Annotated in this window: 17 protein-coding genes and 1 rRNA gene; 8 read left to right on the top strand and 10 right to left on the bottom strand. The window is 60.7% G+C overall.

The window, feature by feature from the left end; all coding sequences use genetic code 11:
* Nucleotides 1–10 precede the first annotated feature (10 nt).
* Nucleotides 11–553, top strand: a complete 543-nt coding sequence (gene rplQ / locus AAFP32_RS05000; protein WP_350270871.1) for a 50S ribosomal protein L17 — start codon at nt 11–13, stop codon at nt 551–553.
* Between the two features lie 409 nt (nt 554–962).
* Here the strand turns inward: rplQ and putP are convergent, their stop codons facing one another.
* Together putP and purU are read right to left on the bottom strand one after the other, a co-directional pair.
* Nucleotides 963–2483 carry a sodium/proline symporter PutP gene (gene putP, locus AAFP32_RS05005; RefSeq protein WP_350270872.1) on the bottom strand — a complete coding sequence of 507 codons (1521 nt, stop codon included), beginning with the start codon at nt 2481–2483 and terminating at the stop codon, nt 963–965.
* A 258-nt stretch (nt 2484–2741) separates the two neighbouring features.
* Nucleotides 2742–3593: a formyltetrahydrofolate deformylase gene (gene purU / locus AAFP32_RS05010; RefSeq protein WP_350270873.1), complete on the bottom strand. Its 852-nt coding sequence runs from the start codon at nt 3591–3593 to the stop codon at nt 2742–2744.
* A gap of 168 nt (nt 3594–3761) precedes the next feature.
* Here purU and glyA point away from each other — a divergent pair, with 168 nt between their 5' ends.
* Together glyA and AAFP32_RS05020 are read left to right on the top strand one after the other, a co-directional pair.
* Nucleotides 3762–5036: a serine hydroxymethyltransferase gene (gene glyA, locus AAFP32_RS05015; protein WP_350270874.1), complete on the top strand. Its 1275-nt coding sequence runs from the start codon at nt 3762–3764 to the stop codon at nt 5034–5036.
* A complete protein-coding gene (locus tag AAFP32_RS05020) occupies nt 5036–5923 on the top strand; it encodes a bifunctional methylenetetrahydrofolate dehydrogenase/methenyltetrahydrofolate cyclohydrolase (RefSeq protein ID WP_350270875.1) in 888 nt (295 codons plus the stop codon). Before glyA ends, AAFP32_RS05020 begins: the two co-directional genes overlap by 1 nt.
* An 85-nt stretch (nt 5924–6008) precedes the next feature.
* Here AAFP32_RS05020 and AAFP32_RS05025 read toward each other — a convergent pair whose 3' ends face one another.
* Nucleotides 6009–6497, bottom strand: coding sequence for a GNAT family N-acetyltransferase (locus AAFP32_RS05025; protein ID WP_350270876.1), 489 nt, complete (start codon nt 6495–6497; stop codon nt 6009–6011).
* Nucleotides 6498–6638: 141 nt separating this feature from the next.
* On the opposite strand from AAFP32_RS05025, the gene AAFP32_RS05030 reads away from it, so the two are divergent.
* A complete protein-coding gene (locus tag AAFP32_RS05030; RefSeq protein WP_350270877.1) occupies nt 6639–7394 on the top strand; it encodes an exodeoxyribonuclease III in 756 nt (251 codons plus the stop codon).
* 119 nt (nt 7395–7513) lie between these two features.
* On the opposite strand, the gene AAFP32_RS05035 is transcribed toward AAFP32_RS05030, so the two are convergent.
* Nucleotides 7514–7840, bottom strand: coding sequence for a multidrug efflux SMR transporter (locus tag AAFP32_RS05035; protein WP_350271454.1), 327 nt, complete (start codon nt 7838–7840; stop codon nt 7514–7516).
* Between the two features lie 2 nt (nt 7841–7842).
* Nucleotides 7843–8220, bottom strand: a complete 378-nt coding sequence (locus AAFP32_RS05040; RefSeq protein WP_350270878.1) for a multidrug efflux SMR transporter — start codon at nt 8218–8220, stop codon at nt 7843–7845.
* 471 nt (nt 8221–8691) lie between these two features.
* Here AAFP32_RS05040 and trpS point away from each other — a divergent pair, with 471 nt between their 5' ends.
* Together trpS and AAFP32_RS05050 are read left to right on the top strand one after the other, a co-directional pair.
* A complete protein-coding gene (trpS, locus tag AAFP32_RS05045) occupies nt 8692–9690 on the top strand; it encodes a tryptophan--tRNA ligase (protein WP_350270879.1) in 999 nt (332 codons plus the stop codon).
* Between the two features lie 52 nt (nt 9691–9742).
* Complete coding sequence (locus AAFP32_RS05050) at nt 9743–10792, top strand: App1 family protein (protein ID WP_101621042.1); 1050 nt, start codon at nt 9743–9745, stop codon at nt 10790–10792.
* A gap of 7 nt (nt 10793–10799) precedes the next feature.
* Here AAFP32_RS05050 and AAFP32_RS05055 read toward each other — a convergent pair whose 3' ends face one another.
* From AAFP32_RS05055 to AAFP32_RS05075, 5 genes are all read right to left on the bottom strand, one after another.
* Nucleotides 10800–11768: a nitronate monooxygenase family protein gene (locus AAFP32_RS05055; protein WP_350270880.1), complete on the bottom strand. Its 969-nt coding sequence runs from the start codon at nt 11766–11768 to the stop codon at nt 10800–10802.
* A 150-nt stretch (nt 11769–11918) separates the two neighbouring features.
* Nucleotides 11919–12695, bottom strand: coding sequence for an enoyl-CoA hydratase (locus tag AAFP32_RS05060; RefSeq protein ID WP_350270881.1), 777 nt, complete (start codon nt 12693–12695; stop codon nt 11919–11921).
* On the bottom strand, nt 12692–13750 hold the full coding sequence (locus AAFP32_RS05065; protein ID WP_350270882.1) for an enoyl-CoA hydratase/isomerase family protein: 1059 nt from the start codon (nt 13748–13750) through the stop codon (nt 12692–12694). Before AAFP32_RS05065 ends, AAFP32_RS05060 begins: the two co-directional genes overlap by 4 nt.
* A gap of 1 nt (nt 13751) precedes the next feature.
* Complete coding sequence (locus tag AAFP32_RS05070; RefSeq protein ID WP_350270883.1) at nt 13752–14918, bottom strand: acyl-CoA dehydrogenase family protein; 1167 nt, start codon at nt 14916–14918, stop codon at nt 13752–13754.
* A gap of 146 nt (nt 14919–15064) precedes the next feature.
* The gene (locus tag AAFP32_RS05075) at nt 15065–15580 is read right to left on the bottom strand and encodes a MarR family transcriptional regulator (protein WP_350270884.1); all 516 of its coding nucleotides are present in this window, start codon (nt 15578–15580) and stop codon (nt 15065–15067) included.
* A gap of 52 nt (nt 15581–15632) precedes the next feature.
* Here AAFP32_RS05075 and AAFP32_RS05080 point away from each other — a divergent pair, with 52 nt between their 5' ends.
* Both AAFP32_RS05080 and AAFP32_RS05085 read left to right on the top strand, forming a co-directional pair.
* Nucleotides 15633–16307, top strand: a complete 675-nt coding sequence (locus tag AAFP32_RS05080) for an SOS response-associated peptidase (protein ID WP_350270885.1) — start codon at nt 15633–15635, stop codon at nt 16305–16307.
* A gap of 587 nt (nt 16308–16894) precedes the next feature.
* Nucleotides 16895–18428, top strand: a 16S ribosomal RNA gene (locus AAFP32_RS05085).
* Nucleotides 18429–18802 lie beyond the last annotated feature (374 nt).

Raw genomic sequence — 18802 nt, forward strand, 5'->3', positions numbered from 1 at the left:
GTAAGACACTATGCCAACCCCAACCAAGGGTCCTCGTCTCGGAGGCTCCCCAACACACGAGCGCATGATGCTCAACAACATGGCTGCTGCCCTGTTCGAGCACAAGAAGATCACCACGACCGTGACCAAGGCCAAGCGCCTGCGTCCGGTGGCGGAACGTATGATCACCCACGCCAAGAAGGGCGACCTCGCCGCCCGTCGTCGCGTGCTCGGAAAGATCGGCGACAAGTCGATCGTGCACGAGCTGTTCACCTCGATCGCCGAAACCATGGCCGAGCGTCCCGGCGGATACACCCGTATCACCAAGATTGGTCCTCGTCCCGGTGACAACGCGCCGATGGCCGTCATCGAACTGGTCCTCGAGCCCTACTCGCCCAAGCAGGCAACTGTGAAGGAAGCCGAGCAGGCCACCGAGACCGCTGCGACCAAGAGCACGACCGAAGAGGTTGTCGAAGAGGCTCCTGCCAACACCACGGAGGAAGCAGCCGATTCGGCCGCGACCGACGAAGTCGCGGAAGAAGCAACCGACGAAAGCGCTGAAGAGACCAAGTAAGGATTCTTTGCCGCAACATCTCAGGCGGGCACCCGATGGGTGCCCGCCTGATGTGTATTCACAGCCGTGTATTCACGTGGGAGTAGACGCTGTGATCTCCGCATCTGGGGGCTAAAGGAGCGAGACTGGGATGCGCCGCGAGGCGATGGGGGAGTGGAAGTGGATAATAATAACCGGCCCGCCGCAGTTCGTCGCCTCTATACGTGGCGCAGGGTTGCACACCCCTACCGTGGCAGTGTTGCGCACCCTGCTGGTGGCAGCGTTGCGGATCCTGGGTCGGGCAGGAACCAGTGAGCGGCTATTCCTCCCTGTGCTGGTGGAGGAATAGCCGCTCAGTGTAGGACGTAAGCATGGTGGCGGGCCAAAGCTCGCCCAACGACGTGTGGCCGTCAGAGGCGCTGCTGGCTCGTCACTTCGCTCGTGAGTACTCGACCGACTCGTCGAATTCGCGGTCGGTCTCGGCATTGTGCTTGAACGTGAACTTGCTGACGACGATCGCCACAATGAGGTTCACGACGAACCCGGGAATGATCTCGTAGATCGAATCGGTCAGCGGAGTGCTGACCTGTCCCCAGATAAAGGCCACGGCAGCACCGGAAATGAGTCCGAACAGTGCGCCCCAGTTGCTGAGCTTCTTCCAGAACAGCGTGAGCAGGACGATCGGCCCGAAGGAGGCGCCGAAGCCAGCCCATGCGAACGCCACCAGGTCGAGAATGCTGCTCGACGGCGAGATTGCCAACAGGACGGCGATGACCGCGACGACGAGGATGCCGAGGCGCCCGAGCAGAACGTAGGTCTTGTCCTGCAGGGTTCGCTTCGATCCGCTGCGCAGAGCCACGATCTTGTACAGATCCTCGATGAGCGCTGAGGACGTGACGACGAGCTGGGAGGAGATCGTCGACATGATCGCGGCCAGCACCGCTGCCAAGACCAGGCCCGCGATGAACGGGTGGAAGAGGATCTGAGTGAGATCCAGGAACACGGTCTCCGGGTCGGTGGGTTTCATATCCGCGTGGTCGGAGAAGTACGAGATTCCTACGATTGCGGTGGCAATGGCGCCGAGGGCCGAGATTCCCATCCAGCCGACACCGATCCGGCGAGCCACAGTGGCATCGGCGGGAGTCCGGAGCGCCATGAACCGGACGATGATGTGTGGTTGACCGAAGTAGCCGAGGCCCCAGGCCAGTCCGGAGATCACTGCAAGATACGTGCCGCCGGCCCAGAAGGGCCCGCTGCCGGCGAGGCTGAGCAGGCTGGGATCGATCTCCTTGACGTTGGAGATCACGGTTGCCGGACCACCGGCGTTGAACACGGCGACGACCGGCACGGCGATGAGTGCTGCGAACATCAGCAGACCCTGTGCGACGTCGGTCAGAGTGGCTCCGAGGAACCCTCCGAACAGGGTGTAGACCATGGTGATGGCCGCGACGATGAGCATTCCGGACAAATAGTTCAGGCCGAAGCTCGATTCGAAGAACTTGCCGGCGGCGACCATGCCCGACGACACGTAGAAGGTGAAGAACACCAGGATGATGACACCGCAGACGATGCGCAGCAGTCGAGTGTTGTCGTTGAGGCGGTGTTCGAAGAAACTGGGAATGGTGATCGAGTCACCGGCCTTCTCCGTGAATGCGCGCAGACGAGGGGCCACGAACTTCCAGTTCACCCAGGCACCGACCGTCAGACCCACTGCGATCCAGGCTTCGACCAGTCCCGATAGGTAGATCGCTCCGGGGAGTCCCATGAGCAGCCAGCCCGACATGTCCGAGGCTCCGGCGCTCAGGGCGGCAACGCTGGGGCGCAGACCACGTCCTGCGAGCATGTATTCGTCGAGGCTGTTCTTGGTCTTGCTGTACGCGAACCAGCCGATGGCCAGCATTCCTGCAAAATACAGGACGATTGCAATTGTGCGGAAAGTGGTTTCCGTCATTAAAGTCGTCTCCTTTTGTAAGCCGGAGCGACTCTACAGCAGCTTGCGCAACTGTTGTGAATTGCCTAGGAGAACCCCAAAGGTGAACTCGAGGTCGTAAAAGCCTGGTAGTACCGCGTCGAGGGAGACAGCGAATCGGTCGAGTATCACCCGATATCTGCGTGGTGCAGGTGCTCCAGAAGATGTCCGTCGGCAGAGCATCTCGGTCAACGTTGAATGCATCTACCCCGGTGCGCACATGTCGCCGAGGTGCTCGGATCAGTTGAAGACGACCGTGCGTTGGCCGTCCATGAGGACCCGTCCCTCGGCGTGCCAGGCCACGGCTCGTGCCAGCACGGCCGCCTCGACGTCCTGTCCGCGCTGGACGAAGTCGGCGATATTGCGGTTGTGATCGACGCGGGCTACGTCTTGTTCGATGATCGGCCCCTCGTCGAGGTCGGGGGTGACGTAGTGGGCCGTGGCACCGATGATCTTCACCCCGCGGGCATGCGCCTGGTGATACGGTTTGGCGCCCTTGAAGCTGGGCAGGAATGAGTGGTGGATGTTGATGACCCGGCCCTCGAGCCGAGCACAGAGATCGGGGGAGAGGATCTGCATGTACCGGGCGAGGACGATGAGCTCGACGTCAAGCTCATCAACGAGTCTGCTCAGTCGCGCCTCGGCGGCGTCTTTGGTTTCTCGAGTGATCGGAATGTGGTGGAAGTCGTGGCCGTGGAATTCTGTCAGTGACCGCAGGCAGTCATGGTTGCCGGCCACACCGACGATGTCGATGGGCAGTTGGTCCGAGCTCTGCTGGAACAGCAGAGTGTTGAGGCAGTGTGCGGCCTTGGATACGAGTACGAGGGTTCTCGTCTTCTTCTTCGCTGGCTGGAGGCTGACTGTCATATCGAAACGGTGAGCTGCCTCGGCGAGGGAAGACTCCAGAGTTTCGGCATCGGAATCGTTGATCATGACGAACTGGACCCGCAGGAAGAACTGGAGGGAGTCGGGGGAGGAGAACTGCTGGGATTCGGTGATGTTGGCACCGAGCGAGGCCAGGACCCCGGTCACGGCATGGACGATTCCGGTCGCGTCCGGGCAGGTGACTCGCAGGATCCATTCTCGACTCATGCGCTCGATTCTAATGGTCAGGCCCGGTGTGCCCCGAAACCGGCTCATCATCCGGATGATGAGCGGTCCGGCTGTGTGATCTGGTTCGCTGTTAGCATTGATTTCGGGTGCTCGCGGAGCCGATCGCGCTTTCCCACTCATCACTTTGGATGCCACAGGAGTGTACACATGACTGATAATTCGATGCAGGCCTCGCTTGCAGACATCGATCCACAGATCGCGGAAGTCCTCGACCAGGAATTGGGCCGCCAGCGTTCGACTCTCGAAATGATCGCCTCGGAGAACTTCGTGCCGCGCGCAGTGCTCCAGGCGCAGGGGTCCGTGCTGACGAACAAGTATGCCGAAGGCTATCCCGGCAAGCGCTACTACGGCGGCTGCGAATACGTCGATGTTGCTGAAACTCTCGCCATTGACCGTGCCAAGAGCCTCTTCGGTGCCGAATACGCGAACGTGCAGTCGCACTCCGGTGCCTCCGCCAACGCCGCCGTGATGCACGCACTCGCCCGCCACGGTGACAAGATGCTCGGCCTCTCACTGGCCCATGGCGGACACCTCACCCACGGCATGAAGATCAACTTCTCGGGACGGCTCTACGACGTTGCGTCCTACGAAGTCGATCCCGACACATACCGCATTGACATGGACAAGGTGCGGGAGCGGGCACTCGAGCATCGCCCCGAGGTCATCGTCGCCGGCTGGTCCGCCTATCCGCGTCAGCTCGACTTCCAGGCCTTCCGCGACATCGCTGACGAGGTCGGAGCGAAGCTCTGGGTCGACATGGCGCACTTCGCCGGCCTCGTCGCTGCCGGCCTGCACCCCAATCCGGTGCCCTTCGCCGATGTCGTGTCATCAACTGTCCACAAGACAATCGGCGGTCCCCGTTCGGGCTTCATCCTCGGCAAAGAGGAATATGCGAAGAAGCTGAACTCCGCGGTCTTCCCAGGCCAGCAGGGAGGGCCACTGATGCACGTGATCGCGGCCAAAGCCGTGGCCTTCAAACTCGCCGCCTCCGAAGAGTTCAAAGCCCGTCAGGAACGGACAGTGCGCGGAGCCCAGATCCTGGCCGAGCGTCTCATGGCCGATGACGTTGCCAGCGCCGGAGCCACGGTCCTGACCGGCGGAACCGACGTCCACCTGGTCCTCGTTGACCTGCGCAACTCAGCCCTGGACGGACAGCAGGCAGAAGACCTCCTGCATGAGGTCGGCATCACGGTGAACCGCAACGCCGTCCCGTTCGACCCCCGGCCGCCTATGGTGACCTCCGGTCTGCGCATCGGCACCCCTGCTCTGGCCACCCGTGGGTTCGGCGATGCCGAGTTCACCGAGGTTGCCGATGTCATCGCCGAGGCGCTCAAGCCCAGTGCGAATGTCGACGCACTCAGCGCTCGGGTCAAGAAGCTCAGCGACAACTTCCCTCTCTACGAAGATCTGGAGCAGTACTGATGGCAGCACAGATCCTTGACGGCAGGGCCTGTGCGAAGGAGATCAAGGAAGAGCTGCGGACCACCGTCGCGAACCTGGCCGAACGGGGTATCGTTCCCGGCTTGGCCACGGTCCTCGTCGGTGAGGATCCGGGATCGAGATGGTATGTGGCGGGCAAGCACCGTGACTGCGCTGAGGTGGGCATCCATTCCATCCGCCGCGATCTTCCGGAGTCGGTGAGCCAGGATGAGCTCCTGTCGGTCATTGACGAGCTCAACGCCGATGACGAATGCACCGGCTATATCGTGCAGCTGCCGCTGCCGTCACACATTGATACGGACACAGTCCTCGAACGCATCGACCCGGCCAAGGACGCGGATGGACTGCACCCGACCAACCTCGGTCGGCTCATGCTCAATGTCAGCAGGGAGATCACGACTCCGCTGCCGTGCACCCCACGCGGAGTCATCGAACTGATGCAGCGCAACGGGATCGAATTGGCTGGCAAGCACGTTGTGGTCGTCGGTCGCGGTGTCACCGTCGGTCGGTCGATCGGCGCGCTGCTGACTCGGCGTGAGTACAACTCCACGGTGACGCTGACGCACACTGGAACGACGAATCTGCCGGAGCTGCTGGCTCAGGCCGACATCATCGTCGCCGCCGCGGGTTCGGCCCGGATAGTGACCGCCGACGCGGTCAAACCCGGTGCGGTCGTCCTCGACGTCGGAGTCTCGCGCGAAGAGGATCCAGAGACTGGGAAGTCGAAGATCGTGGGAGATGTGGAACCTGGCGTCGCCGAGGTAGCGGCTTGGGTGTCACCGAATCCCGGCGGAGTCGGGCCCATGACTCGGGCACTGCTTTTGAAGAATGTCGTTGACGTCGCTCAGCGGAGTGCCGCAGCCGCCTGAACGGTTCATGGTCTCAGACCGACGGCCTCCCACACATCTGTGTGGGAGGCCGTCGGTCTCTGTGCTGTTGGTCAAACCATTCGGTTCATTCCTCGAGGAGCTTGAGCTCGAAGAACACGCGCGGATCTCCGGTGCCTGCGTAGCCTTCGATGAGTTCACCGGTGAACCCGAGTGAGGAATGGAACGAGATCGCTGCGGACGAATCCGGCATGGTTGTGGCCTGCACCGATGAGACACCCAACTTTCGCGAGTGTTCGATGAAGTGCTGGTACAGGTGTCGCCCGATTCCCCGATGGCGGAAATCCGATCGGGAGGCAACCAGGTGGATGTAAGCAGGACCGTCATGGGGGATGGCGCCGAGCAGATAGCCGACAATCTCCGAACGGTACCTGGCGACCAGTCCCGAGGCCACGAACTGGTGGAACCAATAGGCATTGTGATCGCCGCTCAGGTCCCGGTCTCCCCAGAATTTCTCCTGCGCACTGAGCAGGAACTCTCGCATCTCACGGGCGTCTACTTCGTCGAGCGGGCTGATGTTCAGCTGCTCAGAATCGAAAGTCTCGTCTACAGCCATTACGCCTCCTGAAATATACTTCTTTCCATCACTGTATAACGCCCAGGCCCGGATGAGTAGTGCGCTCATGCCATGATAGAACACATGATTCGGATTGCATCAGTCAACGTCAACGGAGTTCGAGCGGCATGGAGAAAGGGGATGCCCACCTGGGTAGACAGTGCCAAACCTGACTTCATCACGCTGCAGGAAGTCCGGGCCGCAAACGACATTGCCCTCACAGTGCTCGAGGGCACCGGGTACACCACGATCAGCCACGACGCCGAGGCGAAGGGACGTGCCGGGGTGGCCGTCATGGCTCGGACTCAGCCGGTCGAGGTCCGCGAAGGTCTCGGCACGGACGGGTACTTCGATCGGGCCGGTCGGTGGCTGGAAACCGACTATCGCCTCGGCGACGGGTCGTTGCTGACACTCGTGTCGGCCTACGTCCATTCCGGTGAGGTGGACACTCCCAAGCAGGAGGACAAGTACCGTTTCCTCGACCGAATGACCGTGCGCCTTCCTGAACTCGCGGAGACCGCTGATCACGTGCTGATCACCGGTGACCTCAACGTCTGCCACACAGAACGGGACTTGAAGAATTGGAAGGCCAACCGCAAGAAGGCCGGCTTCCTGCCCGAGGAGCGCGGGTACTTCGACGGCTTCTTCGGTGACGTGGGTTTCGTCGACGTGCACCGGGAGCTCAGCGGTGATGTCGACGGTCCCTACACGTGGTGGTCCATGCGTGGTCAGGCCTTCGACAACAATGCAGGGTGGCGCATCGACTATCAGATGGCGACACCGGAACTTGCCCAGGCGGCTGTCAAGGCCACGGTCGACAAGGCCGACAGCTGGGCCGAGCGTTGGTCCGATCATGCCCCCCTCGTGATCGACTACGAGGTTCCAGCCCCGAAGTAGGGACTAGGCCTGCCGAGCCTGACGGATAGACCGTCTCAACGACCCTTCGGGCGCTGGGCAACCCCGCTAAAGGTTGCTCAGTCGCCCGAGGGGTTGCTGTGTTCCGGCTGGCTGATCGTTCAGGCATGTGAGGAGCCGAGTTCGATGAGCAGGACGCCGATGAGGATGAGACCGATGCCGACGAGCATCTTCCGCGTCAGCTTCTCCTTGAATAATGCACGGCCGGCCAGAGCAGTCAGCGCCACCCCGGTGGCGGCCCAGATCCCGTAGGCCACTCCCAAGGGGATACCGGTGCGCAGAGTCAGACTGAGCAGGCTGAACGAGACGAGGTAGCCGGCAACGACTCCGACATACCACCATTTGCTGCCGCCGACCGATGCCATGCGCAGACAGATCGTGGCCGCGACCTCGAGAATGATCGCGATGGCGAGCAGAACCCAGCCGATGATCATGACTCGTCTCCTGGATCGCGCTGTGGTGCGTCCAATACGGTCTGGTGCGTGTCGTCTTCGCGGTTGCCGACCTCGACGAGGATGACGCCGGCCATGATGAAGACGATTCCGGTGATCATGACGGGTGTGAGCGGTTCAGCGAAGAGGACGAGAGAGAGGACCGCGGTGAGCGCGACTCCCGCCGCACCCCAGATTCCGTAGGCGATGCCCAGCGGCATACCGACGCGGAGGGTAAGGCTGAGGAAGACGAACGCTGCGGCATAGCCGAGACCGACGATGATGTAGAGGGTGGGGGAGTCAAGGGCTGCCTTCAGCGCCAGAGTGCCAGTCACCTCGGCGATGATGGCGCCCATCAGAAATAGCCATTTGCTCACATGATAATTATCGAGCATCGCCATGCGGCAGGGAAATCGCCGGTCAAGAGACGGGGGCCAGCACCTTGGCGAAGCCGACCTCGTGGGCCCTTCACGAGCCGCTCGAGGCGATGTGTGCTTGCGCTGGTTCTGGTATCTCTCCTCTCGACGCCGCTGTCACAGCACAGGGAACACGGCCACTCTCGTTTGAGTGGGGAATGCTCGTCCCAGTGGGTCTTGACCTCTCGTCTTGATGACCTCTCGTTCTGATTTCTGCGCGTTGAGACCTGCAGGAGCGAAACTCACGGTCTCCGTGAGGGGTGCCGCCAGAGCCGTCAAGCGAGTCTGCTTCGTTGATTCAGCTGCTGAGCCCCGACACTGACGTCACGGCCGAGACGATCTCGTCACCGCAGCAGCGACCGTCTCGCCCGAGTCCTCGGCTCGCACGGGGCGGACTGCAAAGACTTCCCGGTGAAGTGGCATCATAGTCACATGACGACTTCTTCTCTGCCACGCACCGTTTCAGGCATTCAGGCCACCTCTGACTCACTGCACCTGGGTAACTACATCGGAGCTCTGCAGCAGTTCGTGGCGCATCAGGAGTCACACGATGCCTTCTACTTCATTGCGAACATGCACGCGATCACCGTCGAGCAGGACCCGAGCGATCTGCGCGAGCGAACCCTGCGCACAGCTGCGCAGTTCATTGCGGCGGGTATCGACCCGGAGAAGTCGACGATCTTCGTCCAGTCGCAGGTCCCGGCTCACCCCCAGCTGTCATGGATCCTCGAATGCACCACATCGATGGGCGAGGCCAGTCGGATGACACAGTTCAAGGACAAATCGGCCAAGCAGGAGCATGTGTCCCTGGGCCTGCTCACCTACCCCGCGCTGATGGCCGCCGACATCCTCCTCTATAACCCGCAGATGGTGCCCGTCGGCGAGGACCAGCGCCAGCATCTCGAGCTGACCAGAAACCTAGCCGAACGCTTCAACTACCGGTTCGGTGAGACCTTCGTCGTACCCGAAGCACAGATCCTCAAGGCCACCGCGAAGATCTACGACCTGCAGAACCCCGCCTCGAAGATGTCGAAATCCCTGCCCAGTCCCCTGGGTCGCATTGACATCCTCGACGACGCGAAGTCGCTGACGAAGAAGATCAAGTCCGCCGTCACCGACGACGGAAAGGAGATCGCCTACGACCCGGAGGCCAAGCCCGGAGTGTCGAACCTGCTCACGATCTACTCCTCCCTGACTTCGCGGTCGCTCGACGACATCGTCGCCGAGTACGAGGGAAAGATGTATGGCCACCTCAAGGTCGACCTCGCCGAGATCGCCGTTGAAGCCCTCACGCCTGTACGTGAGCGCACCAATGAGCTCCTGCAGGACCGAGCGCAGCTCCAGGCCATCCTCGATGCGGGTGCGGCGAAGGCCAATGAGATCGCCGAGGTGACCCTGCGAGACGTCTACGACAGGGTCGGCTTCGTCTGAGCTGGCTGCACCCCGATCCGACCTGACGTGCGATGAGTGTGAAGGAAGAACCGTGGCGAAGAAGAAACCCGAAGAAGGACCGCTGAACCTCACTCCAGACATGCTGCACACCGCGGCACGGATGGAAGACCGTTTCAACGGTTGGCTGCAGAACCGCGCCACCGACCACACCTATCAACGCACGGTCATGGCCTATGACACGTACGGCGGCACCGGGTGGGTGAGAGTGCTCGGCCGCTTGGTCCTGACCCCGACCGGTCAGCCTGCCGCGGATCTGCAGGCGAGCATCCGAGGGTGGAAGTCCTTTGTCAGTGTGCCTCTGCCCAACGACACTGCATGGGTGCGCGTCAATGACGAAGAGCACATGGTCACTGCTGACCGGGGCGGCATCATCGACACGGTCATTCCCGGTGACTTTCAGCCCGGTGAGACGGAGATCGAACTGTGGACCGATGGGTCGCTCGTCGATTCCGCTGCGGTGCGGATCATCGGCGAGGACTCGACGTTCGGCATCATCTCCGACATCGACGACACCGTCATGGTCACCTCACTGCCCCGACCGTTTCTGGCCGCGTGGAACACTTTCGTCCTCAGCGAGCATGCCAGGTCACCGGTAGCGGGAATGGCTGTTCTCTACGACCGAATAACCTATATGCGCCCAAACTCACCGATGGTCTATCTGTCAACGGGCGCGTGGAATTCGGCCCTGACGATCAAACGGTTCCTCTCCCGCAACCTCTACCCGATGGGGCCCCTGCTGCTCACTGACTGGGGACCGACGACAACTCGAGTCTTCCGTTCGGGCAAGGAGCACAAACGCAACTCTCTTGAGCGGTTATCGCGTGAGTTCCCGTGGATGAAATGGCTGCTCATCGGCGACGACGGTCAGAAGGACGAGGAAGTCTACGGAGAGTTCGTGGACAACCATCCCGACAATGTCGCCGCGGTCGCAATCCGCCAGCTCACTGTGGGCGAAGCGGTTTGGGCTGGTGGTCGTTCGAAGCGCCACGGTCGCGGTCAGGGCGTGCCGTGGATTTATGCCCCGGACGGTGCAGGACTGTCCTCACGCCTGACCGAACGGGGCATCATCTCCACGATCTGAGATCGGCTCAGTTGCGAGCGGCGAGGTCTTTCTTCGCGGCTTCGAACTCGGCGGCCAGGCTCTCGACGAGTTCTGCGGTGGTGCGCTTGGCGCCGAGGACGCCGATGCCCTGGCCCGAGCCCCAGATATCCTTCCACGCCTTCGAGTCCGAGCCCTCCTTCGTGCCGAAGTCCATCTTCGTCGGGTCGGCGTCGGGAAGATTGTCGGGGTCGAGGCCCGAAGCTGTGATCGAACCGCGCAGGTAGTTGCCCTTGACTCCGGTGAAGTAGCTGGAGTAGACGACGTCTTCGGCGGCGGAGTCGACGACCATCTGCTTGTAGTCTTCGGCGACGTTGGCCTCTGCCGTCGACAGGAAGGCCGAGCCTACATAGGCACAGTCAGCGCCCGAGGCCAGCGCGGCAAGGACCGAACGACCGTGTGCGATGGCTCCGGAGAGCAGCAGCGGACCGTCGAACCAGGTCCGGATCTCCTGGACCAGGGCGAACGGTGAGAGTGCTCCGGCATGTCCACCGGCGCCGGCGGCCACGGCGATGACACCGTCGGCGCCCTTCTCCACGGCTTTGTGCGCGAATTTGTTGTTGATGACGTCGTGGAGGACAATGCCGCCGTAGGAATGCACGGCCTCATTGACCTCTTCACGTGCACCCAAGGAAGTGATCACGATGGGCACCTGATGGCGTACCACCTCGGCGAGGTCTGCCTCCAAACGGTTGTTTGAGCGGTGAACGATGAGGTTCACCGCGAACGGTGCCGCCGGACGATCGGGGTTCGCTGTGGTGAACGCGGCGTTGGATTCACGGATCTCGTCCAGCCAGTCGGTGAGCATCGAGGCAGGACGGGCGTTGAGCGTGGGGAAGGAGCCGATGATGCCGGCTTGGCACTGGGCCTTGACCAGGTCAGGCCCGGATGCGATGAACATGGGGGAGCCGAACACTGGAAGTCGCAGCTGGGGGAGAAGATTGGCGAAAGAATTCATTGTGCCTCCTTTGGGTGGATGAACATTTCCACTCTAACCGAACGATTGTTAAAAGTGATCATGGGGGCAGAGACGCCGATGGCGCAGACGAGTTCGATTCGTCTGCGCCATCGTTGCAGCCGCGTGTGCTCTGCGGCGTCGTGCGGTGGGTCAGGAATCCGTGAAGTTCGGGTCCCGCTTCTCGACGAATGCGGCCATTCCCTCGGACTGGTCGTTTGTGGCCAGAGTGGAGTGGAAGAGGCGACGTTCGTAACGCAGTCCCTGTTCGAGGGTCGTTTCGAATGCGGTGTTGACCGCTTCTTTCACCATCGCCGAGGCGATGCGGGACTTGGACGCGATCGTGTGCGCGATCTCGTTGGCCGTTGTCAGCAGTTCCTCGGGTTCGACGACACGTGCGACGAGGCCTGAACGTTCGGCCTCCTCGGCGTCCATCATGCGTCCGGTCAGGCACATGTCCATGGACTTGGCCTTGCCGATGGCACGAGTCAGACGCTGGGAACCGCCCATACCGGGGAGGACGCCGAGGTTGATCTCGGGCTGGCCGAACTTCGCCTTAGTCGACGCGATGAGGATATCGCCCATCATCGCCAGCTCGCAGCCGCCGCCCAGGGCGAAGCCGTTGACAGCGGTGATGACCGGTTTGCGCACGTTGGTCAGACGGGTCCAGCCGGCGAACCAGTCGGCCTTGAACGCGGTGGCGAAGTCGAGATCGGACATCTCCTTGATGTCGGCGCCCGCGGCGAAGGCCTTGCCGGCGCCGGTGATGATGATCGCCTTGACCTCATCATCGGCATCGAATCCGGTGGCCGCATCTGTGACATCGGTGAGCACCTGCATGTTCAGCGCGTTGAGAGCCTTCGGGCGGTCGATCGTGATGGTGGCGACGCCTTGGTCGACGGCCGTGAGGATGGTTTCGTAGTCGCTCATGAGAACACCTTCTCTTTGTGATCGGTGGTGAGGATGTCGTGGACTGTTTCGTCGCTGACCTCGTCGAATGCGGCCGGTGACCACTGCGGATTGCGGTCCTTGTCGATGACCTGAGCGCGGATGCCCTCCTTGAGGTCCGGGCGATGCGTCAGCGCGACGGCGACGCGGTAGTCCTGTTCGAGGACCTCGGCCAAGGACATGTTTCCGGCAGCGCGGAGCGCGGCCAGAGTCACCTTCACCGAAGTGGGAGCCTTGGTCCCGATCAGTTTCCCTGCAGCATTGGCATCAGGATCCGCATGCGCGGCCAGCGCTGCGACGATGTCCTCCGCCCGGTCTCCTGTATAGCATTCGTCGATCCAGCTCGTGGACTCGGCGAGTTCGTTCTCCGGAGCATCGGTGGCGTAGCGCCCGATCACCGTCTCAACGTCGCCGCCTGCTTCGAGCTCGGCGATGAGCCCTGGCACATCTGCGTCGGGAACGTAGTAGTCGGCCAGTCCCATGGCCAGCGCTGCTCCTGCTCCGACCGGCAGTCCGGTCAGTGCCAGATGGGTGCCGAGTTCGCCCGGCGCATTGGCCAGCAGATGTGTGCCGCCGACGTCGGGGAACAGGCCGATCCCAGTCTCTGGCATCCCGATCTTCGTGGAATCGGTGACGATGCGGTGCGAGCCGTGGCCCGAGATTCCGACGCCGCCGCCCATCGTGATGCCATTCATGATGACAACATAGGGCTTGGGGAATTCGGAGATCTCATGGTTCATCTTGTATTCGCGATTCCAGAACCGGGCGTTCTCATCGGTGCCGGCCACAATGTCGTTGTACACGGCCTTGATGTCGCCTCCGGCGCACAGCCCGCGTTCGCCGCGTCCGGTGACCAGGACCGTTTTGATTGTGTCGTCATTGCGCCAGCTCTTCAGCGCGTCATCGATGGCACCCACCATTTCCTGGCTCAGTGCGTTGATCAGTTTCGGTTTGTTGAGTTCAATCCGCCCCACCCCGTTGTGACTCGAGGTGATGACGGAGGGTTCGCTAGGCGATGCCGCAGCTTCAGTCGTCATATCAGCCCACTCCTGTGCTCTTGCGCGAAATGATCACGCGCATGATTTCGTTGGTGCCTTCCAGAATCTGGTGGACGCGCAGGTCACGCACCAGCTTCTCAATTCCATACTCTGTCAGATAGCCATAGCCGCCGTGCAACTGGAGTGCCCTGTTGGCGACGTCGAAGCCCGAATCCGTGGCTGTCAGCTTCGCCATCGCTGAGAGCAGCGAGGTGTTCGGATCGCCCGCGTCGTAGGCGCTGGCAGCGCGCCACAGGAGGGAGCGAGCGGCCTCGAGCTTTGTCTGCATCTCTGCGACTTCGAATCGCAGGGCCTGGAATGCGGAGAGCTCAGTGCCGAAGGCCTGTCGTTCGCCCATGTAGTCGATGGCCTTCTCCAACGCCGACTGCCCGCCACCCAGCGAGCAAGCTCCGATATTGAGCCGGCCTCCGTCGAGACCGGACATGGCGATCTTGAAGCCCTGACCCGGTTCGCCGAGGAGGTTCTCCTTCGGCACACGCACGTTTTCCATGATGACCTGGCGGGTCGGCTGCGCCCGCCATCCCATCTTCTGTTCGTTGGGGCCGAAAGAGAGCCCCTCCATGCCGTTTTCGAGGATGAACGCGGAGATTCCACGCGATCCGTCCTGACCGGAGCGTGCCATCACCAGGTACGTGTCGGAGGTGCCGGCGCCAGAGATGAACTGTTTGACACCGTTGAGGACATAAGAGTCACCGTCCTCTCGCGCCGAGGTACGCAGAGCGGCAGCATCGGAACCGGCGTTGGGCTCAGTGAGGCAGTAGCTGCCGAGGTGCTCCATTGAGACCAGGGGAGCGAGGTACTTCTCCTTCTGCGGAGCATCTCCGTACTTGTCGATCATCCACGCCACCATGTTGTGGATGGAGATGTAGGCGGCGACCGAGGGACAGGCTGTCGACATCGCCTCGAAGATGAGGGCGGCGTCCATGCGCCCCATGCCCGTGCCCCCGGCTTCTTCGCTGACGTAGATTCCGCCCATGCCCAGGTCCGCGGACCTCTTGATGACGTCGACGGGGAAGTGGTGATCGGCGTCCCACTCCAGAGCATGCGGAGCGATTTCGGAGTCGGCGAATTCGCGCACCATGCCGGAGATTGTCTGTTGTTCTTCGGTGAGACCGAACGGCAGGGCAGCTGCTGTGCTGCGGGACATTGTTCCTCCACGGTTGGGGCTATTCACGATTGAGGCTTCTCGCATACGTGATGACATTCACTACGATACGGAGAAATTACTTGGACGTCCAACTAATTGGAGGCAGTTGGTTCGTCGAGGTGTTGGTCAGCGCAAGGGCAGCAGCCTCAGGCGTGGTCTTCGAGCTCGGACCGCAGTGATTCGAGATGGGGTAGGAGCCCGCTCAGATTGGCCTCGGCCAGCGCAGGTGAGCTGAAGACCTCGTCATTGAGGGCGGCAGTCGCGCGTGACGACAGCTCACGGCCGATCTCGCTGAGTTCGACGAGCGTGGTGCGACGGTCATCGGGGTGGCTGCGCCTCTTCACGAGGCCGGCCTTCTCAAGTCGATCGACCGAATTCGTCGTCGAGGTGGCGTGGACTTGGAGTCGGGCCGAGATCTTCGACATCGGCAACGTCCCCGACTTGGTGAACGACAGGAGAGTGAGGACTTCGTATCGTGAGAAGGTCAGCGCAAATGGCTTGAGCGCGGCGTCGACCTTGGCGAGAAACAGTTGATGGACTCTCATCACCGAGATCACGGTCGTCATGCCATCGGTCGAATCATTCCAGCCGTGGGCGAGCCACTGTTTCCTGGACTCCTCGATCGGGTCGAGTCTGCTCGCTGCTGTCTTTTCCGCCGCCATTGTCGACAGTGTAGTGAAGTGAGAAGATAAGCGCATGTGCGGTCGACTCAATATGTCTCTCGATCCGGCAGATCTCGCCGATGAGCTCCGCCTTGACGTCATCTCCTACGACTACACGCCCAGGTACAACGTACCCCCGGGTTCTTTCGTGCCGATCGTCGTCGAACGACTGGACGATGAAGGACAGCTGATACGTCGACTGGAGACCGCTTCGTGGGGGTTGGTCCCCGGGTGGGCGAAGGACGCAAAGATCGGTTTCAAAGCATTCAACGCGCGTTCGGAGACTGTCCTTGAGAAGCCAATGTTCAGGCAGCCCATCAGGAGGCGGCGCTGCGCTCTTCCGATACCTGGCTACTACGAGTGGGAGGCTACGGAGGACGGCAAGCAGCCATGGATGATGTCAGCGGCAGGTGATGACCCGCTGTTCATGGCCGGCCTGTTCGAGTTCTGGAAGCAGCCGGACCAGTCCTGGTTGGTGTCGACGACGATCCTGACGATGGAAGCGGCAGGGCATCTGCGCGATGTCCACCACCGGATGCCGGTCTTCCTCGGCCAAGGCGCCGTCGATGGATGGATCGACCCAGCGGTATCGAGTGCCGACGTACCTCCACTGTTGGCGTCGACCCTCGCGCAGGTCGACCCGGCGAGTGTGACTCGACATAAAGTGGGCAAGAGTGTGGGCAATGTTCGCAACGACGGCCCAGAACTCACCACGCCCGTGGGCTGACCGGCTTCTACACGGTCATGCGAAACAGCAGACGATGCCCGGCGAGGCATCAGCCGGCACAGTGGACCACTCGATGTCCCAGGCACTGTTTAGCCTGAGTCGAACGGGCCAGAACCAGCCGGTTTTGCGCCGGCCGCTGGATGTGTGTAGTGTGTACCGAGTTGCCAGCCCGCAAGGAAAGGCAACGGTCACTCTGATCAGGTTTGGTCCCAGCAAACTGAAGATGAACTTCAAGTTGCGAAGGTCGAAACAACACTGTAGAGTGGATATTCGCTGGTACGGCGGGCCGAAAGGCAAAAAGTATACAATTGAAACTGACACCCCTGGTGAACACGGCCATTTATGGTTTGTGGTGACGGGTGAGTGTGTGTGGTTTGAGAATCCAATAGCGTATTTGTTTGAACAGATAGTGATGCCAGAAACATTTTTTCTGGTAAGACAATCACATGTCCAGACACCAGTGTTCGTTCCCCTCGCCGGGAATGGGCACTTTGTTGTGTGTGGGTATGAAATTTTTAGGTCAACTGCGATCACCCCGTGATCGTTGCTTGACTGTCTTGCCGGGGTTATTAACGCAACATAATTTTTTTATGGAGAGTTTGATCCTGGCTCAGGACGAACGCTGGCTGCGTGCTTAACACATGCAAGTCGAACGCTGAAGCCCCAGCTTGCTGGGGTGGATGAGTGGCGAACGGGTGAGTAACACGTGAGTAACCTGCCCCCGACTTCGGGATAAGCCCGGGAAACTGGGTCTAATACCGAATATGACTCCGACTCGCATGAGTTGGAGTGGAAAGTTTTTTCGGTTGGGGATGGGCTCGCGGCCTATCAGTTTGTTGGTGAGGTAATGGCTCACCAAGACGACGACGGGTAGCCGGCCTGAGAGGGCGACCGGCCACACTGGGACTGAGACACGGCCCAGACTCCTACGGGAGGCAGCAGTGGGGAATATTGCACAATGGGGGAAACCCTGATGCAGCGACGCAGCGTGCGGGATGACGGCCTTCGGGTTGTAAACCGCTTTCAGCAGGGAAGAAGCCACCTTCGGGTGGTGACGGTACCTGCAGAAGAAGTACCGGCTAACTACGTGCCAGCAGCCGCGGTAATACGTAGGGTACAAGCGTTGTCCGGAATTATTGGGCGTAAAGAGCTCGTAGGTGGTTGGTCACGTCTGCTGTGGAAACGCAACGCTTAACGTTGCGCGTGCAGTGGGTACGGGCTGACTAGAGTGCAGTAGGGGAGTCTGGAATTCCTGGTGTAGCGGTGAAATGCGCAGATATCAGGAGGAACACCGGTGGCGAAGGCGGGACTCTGGGCTGTAACTGACACTGAGGAGCGAAAGCATGGGGAGCGAACAGGATTAGATACCCTGGTAGTCCATGCCGTAAACGTTGGGCACTAGGTGTGGGGGACATTCCACGTTCTCCGCGCCGTAGCTAACGCATTAAGTGCCCCGCCTGGGGAGTACGGTCGCAAGGCTAAAACTCAAAGGAATTGACGGGGGCCCGCACAAGCGGCGGAGCATGCGGATTAATTCGATGCAACGCGAAGAACCTTACCAAGGCTTGACATACACCAGACCGGCCTGGAAACAGGTTTTCCTCTTTGAGGTTGGTGTACAGGTGGTGCATGGTTGTCGTCAGCTCGTGTCGTGAGATGTTGGGTTAAGTCCCGCAACGAGCGCAACCCTCGTTCTATGTTGCCAGCACGTAATGGTGGGAACTCATAGGAGACTGCCGGGGTCAACTCGGAGGAAGGTGGGGATGACGTCAAATCATCATGCCCTTTATGTCTTGGGCTTCACGCATGCTACAATGGCTGGTACAGAGAGATGCGAGACCGCGAGGTTTTAGCGAATCCCTTAAAGCCAGTCTCAGTTCGGATCGTAGTCTGCAATTCGACTACGTGAAGTCGGAGTCGCTAGTAATCGCAGATCAGCAACGCTGCGGTGAATACGTTCCCGGGCCTTGTACACACCGCCCGTCAAGTCACGAAAGTCGGTAACACCCGAAGCCGGTGGCCCAACCCTTGTGGAGGGGGCCGTCTAAGGTGGGACTGGCAATTGGGACTAAGTCGTAACAAGGTAGCCGTACCGGAAGGTGCGGCTGGATCACCTCCTTTCTAAGGAGCACACATAAGAACCCCGACAACAGACACCGATTGTGTGTCTGGTTGGGCAGCTCAAGGGTGGAACATTGCTATTTTCGCTCATCCGACCTGCGTGGTCACGGTATGTTCCGTGTTCGCGGGGGTTGTGTGGTGGGCTAGAACAAGTACGTTATTGGGTCCTGGAATCACAGGCCCCGCAACGATGCGCACTCTTTTGAGGGTGTGGTGGTTGTGGTGTGGTGGTTTCAATCTAACGGACCGACCCAGGTCATGGTCATACTGCTGTAGCAGTGTGGGTGTGGGTGGTGTTTGGTAGTGGTTTGAGAATCGTATAGTGGACGCGAGCATCAACAACACACTTGTGTGTGTTGTTTATGTAATGTGAT

It is taken from the genome of Brevibacterium sp. CBA3109 (assembly GCF_040256645.1).
In the GTDB taxonomy this organism is placed as follows: Bacteria; Actinomycetota; Actinomycetes; order Actinomycetales; family Brevibacteriaceae; genus Brevibacterium; species Brevibacterium koreense.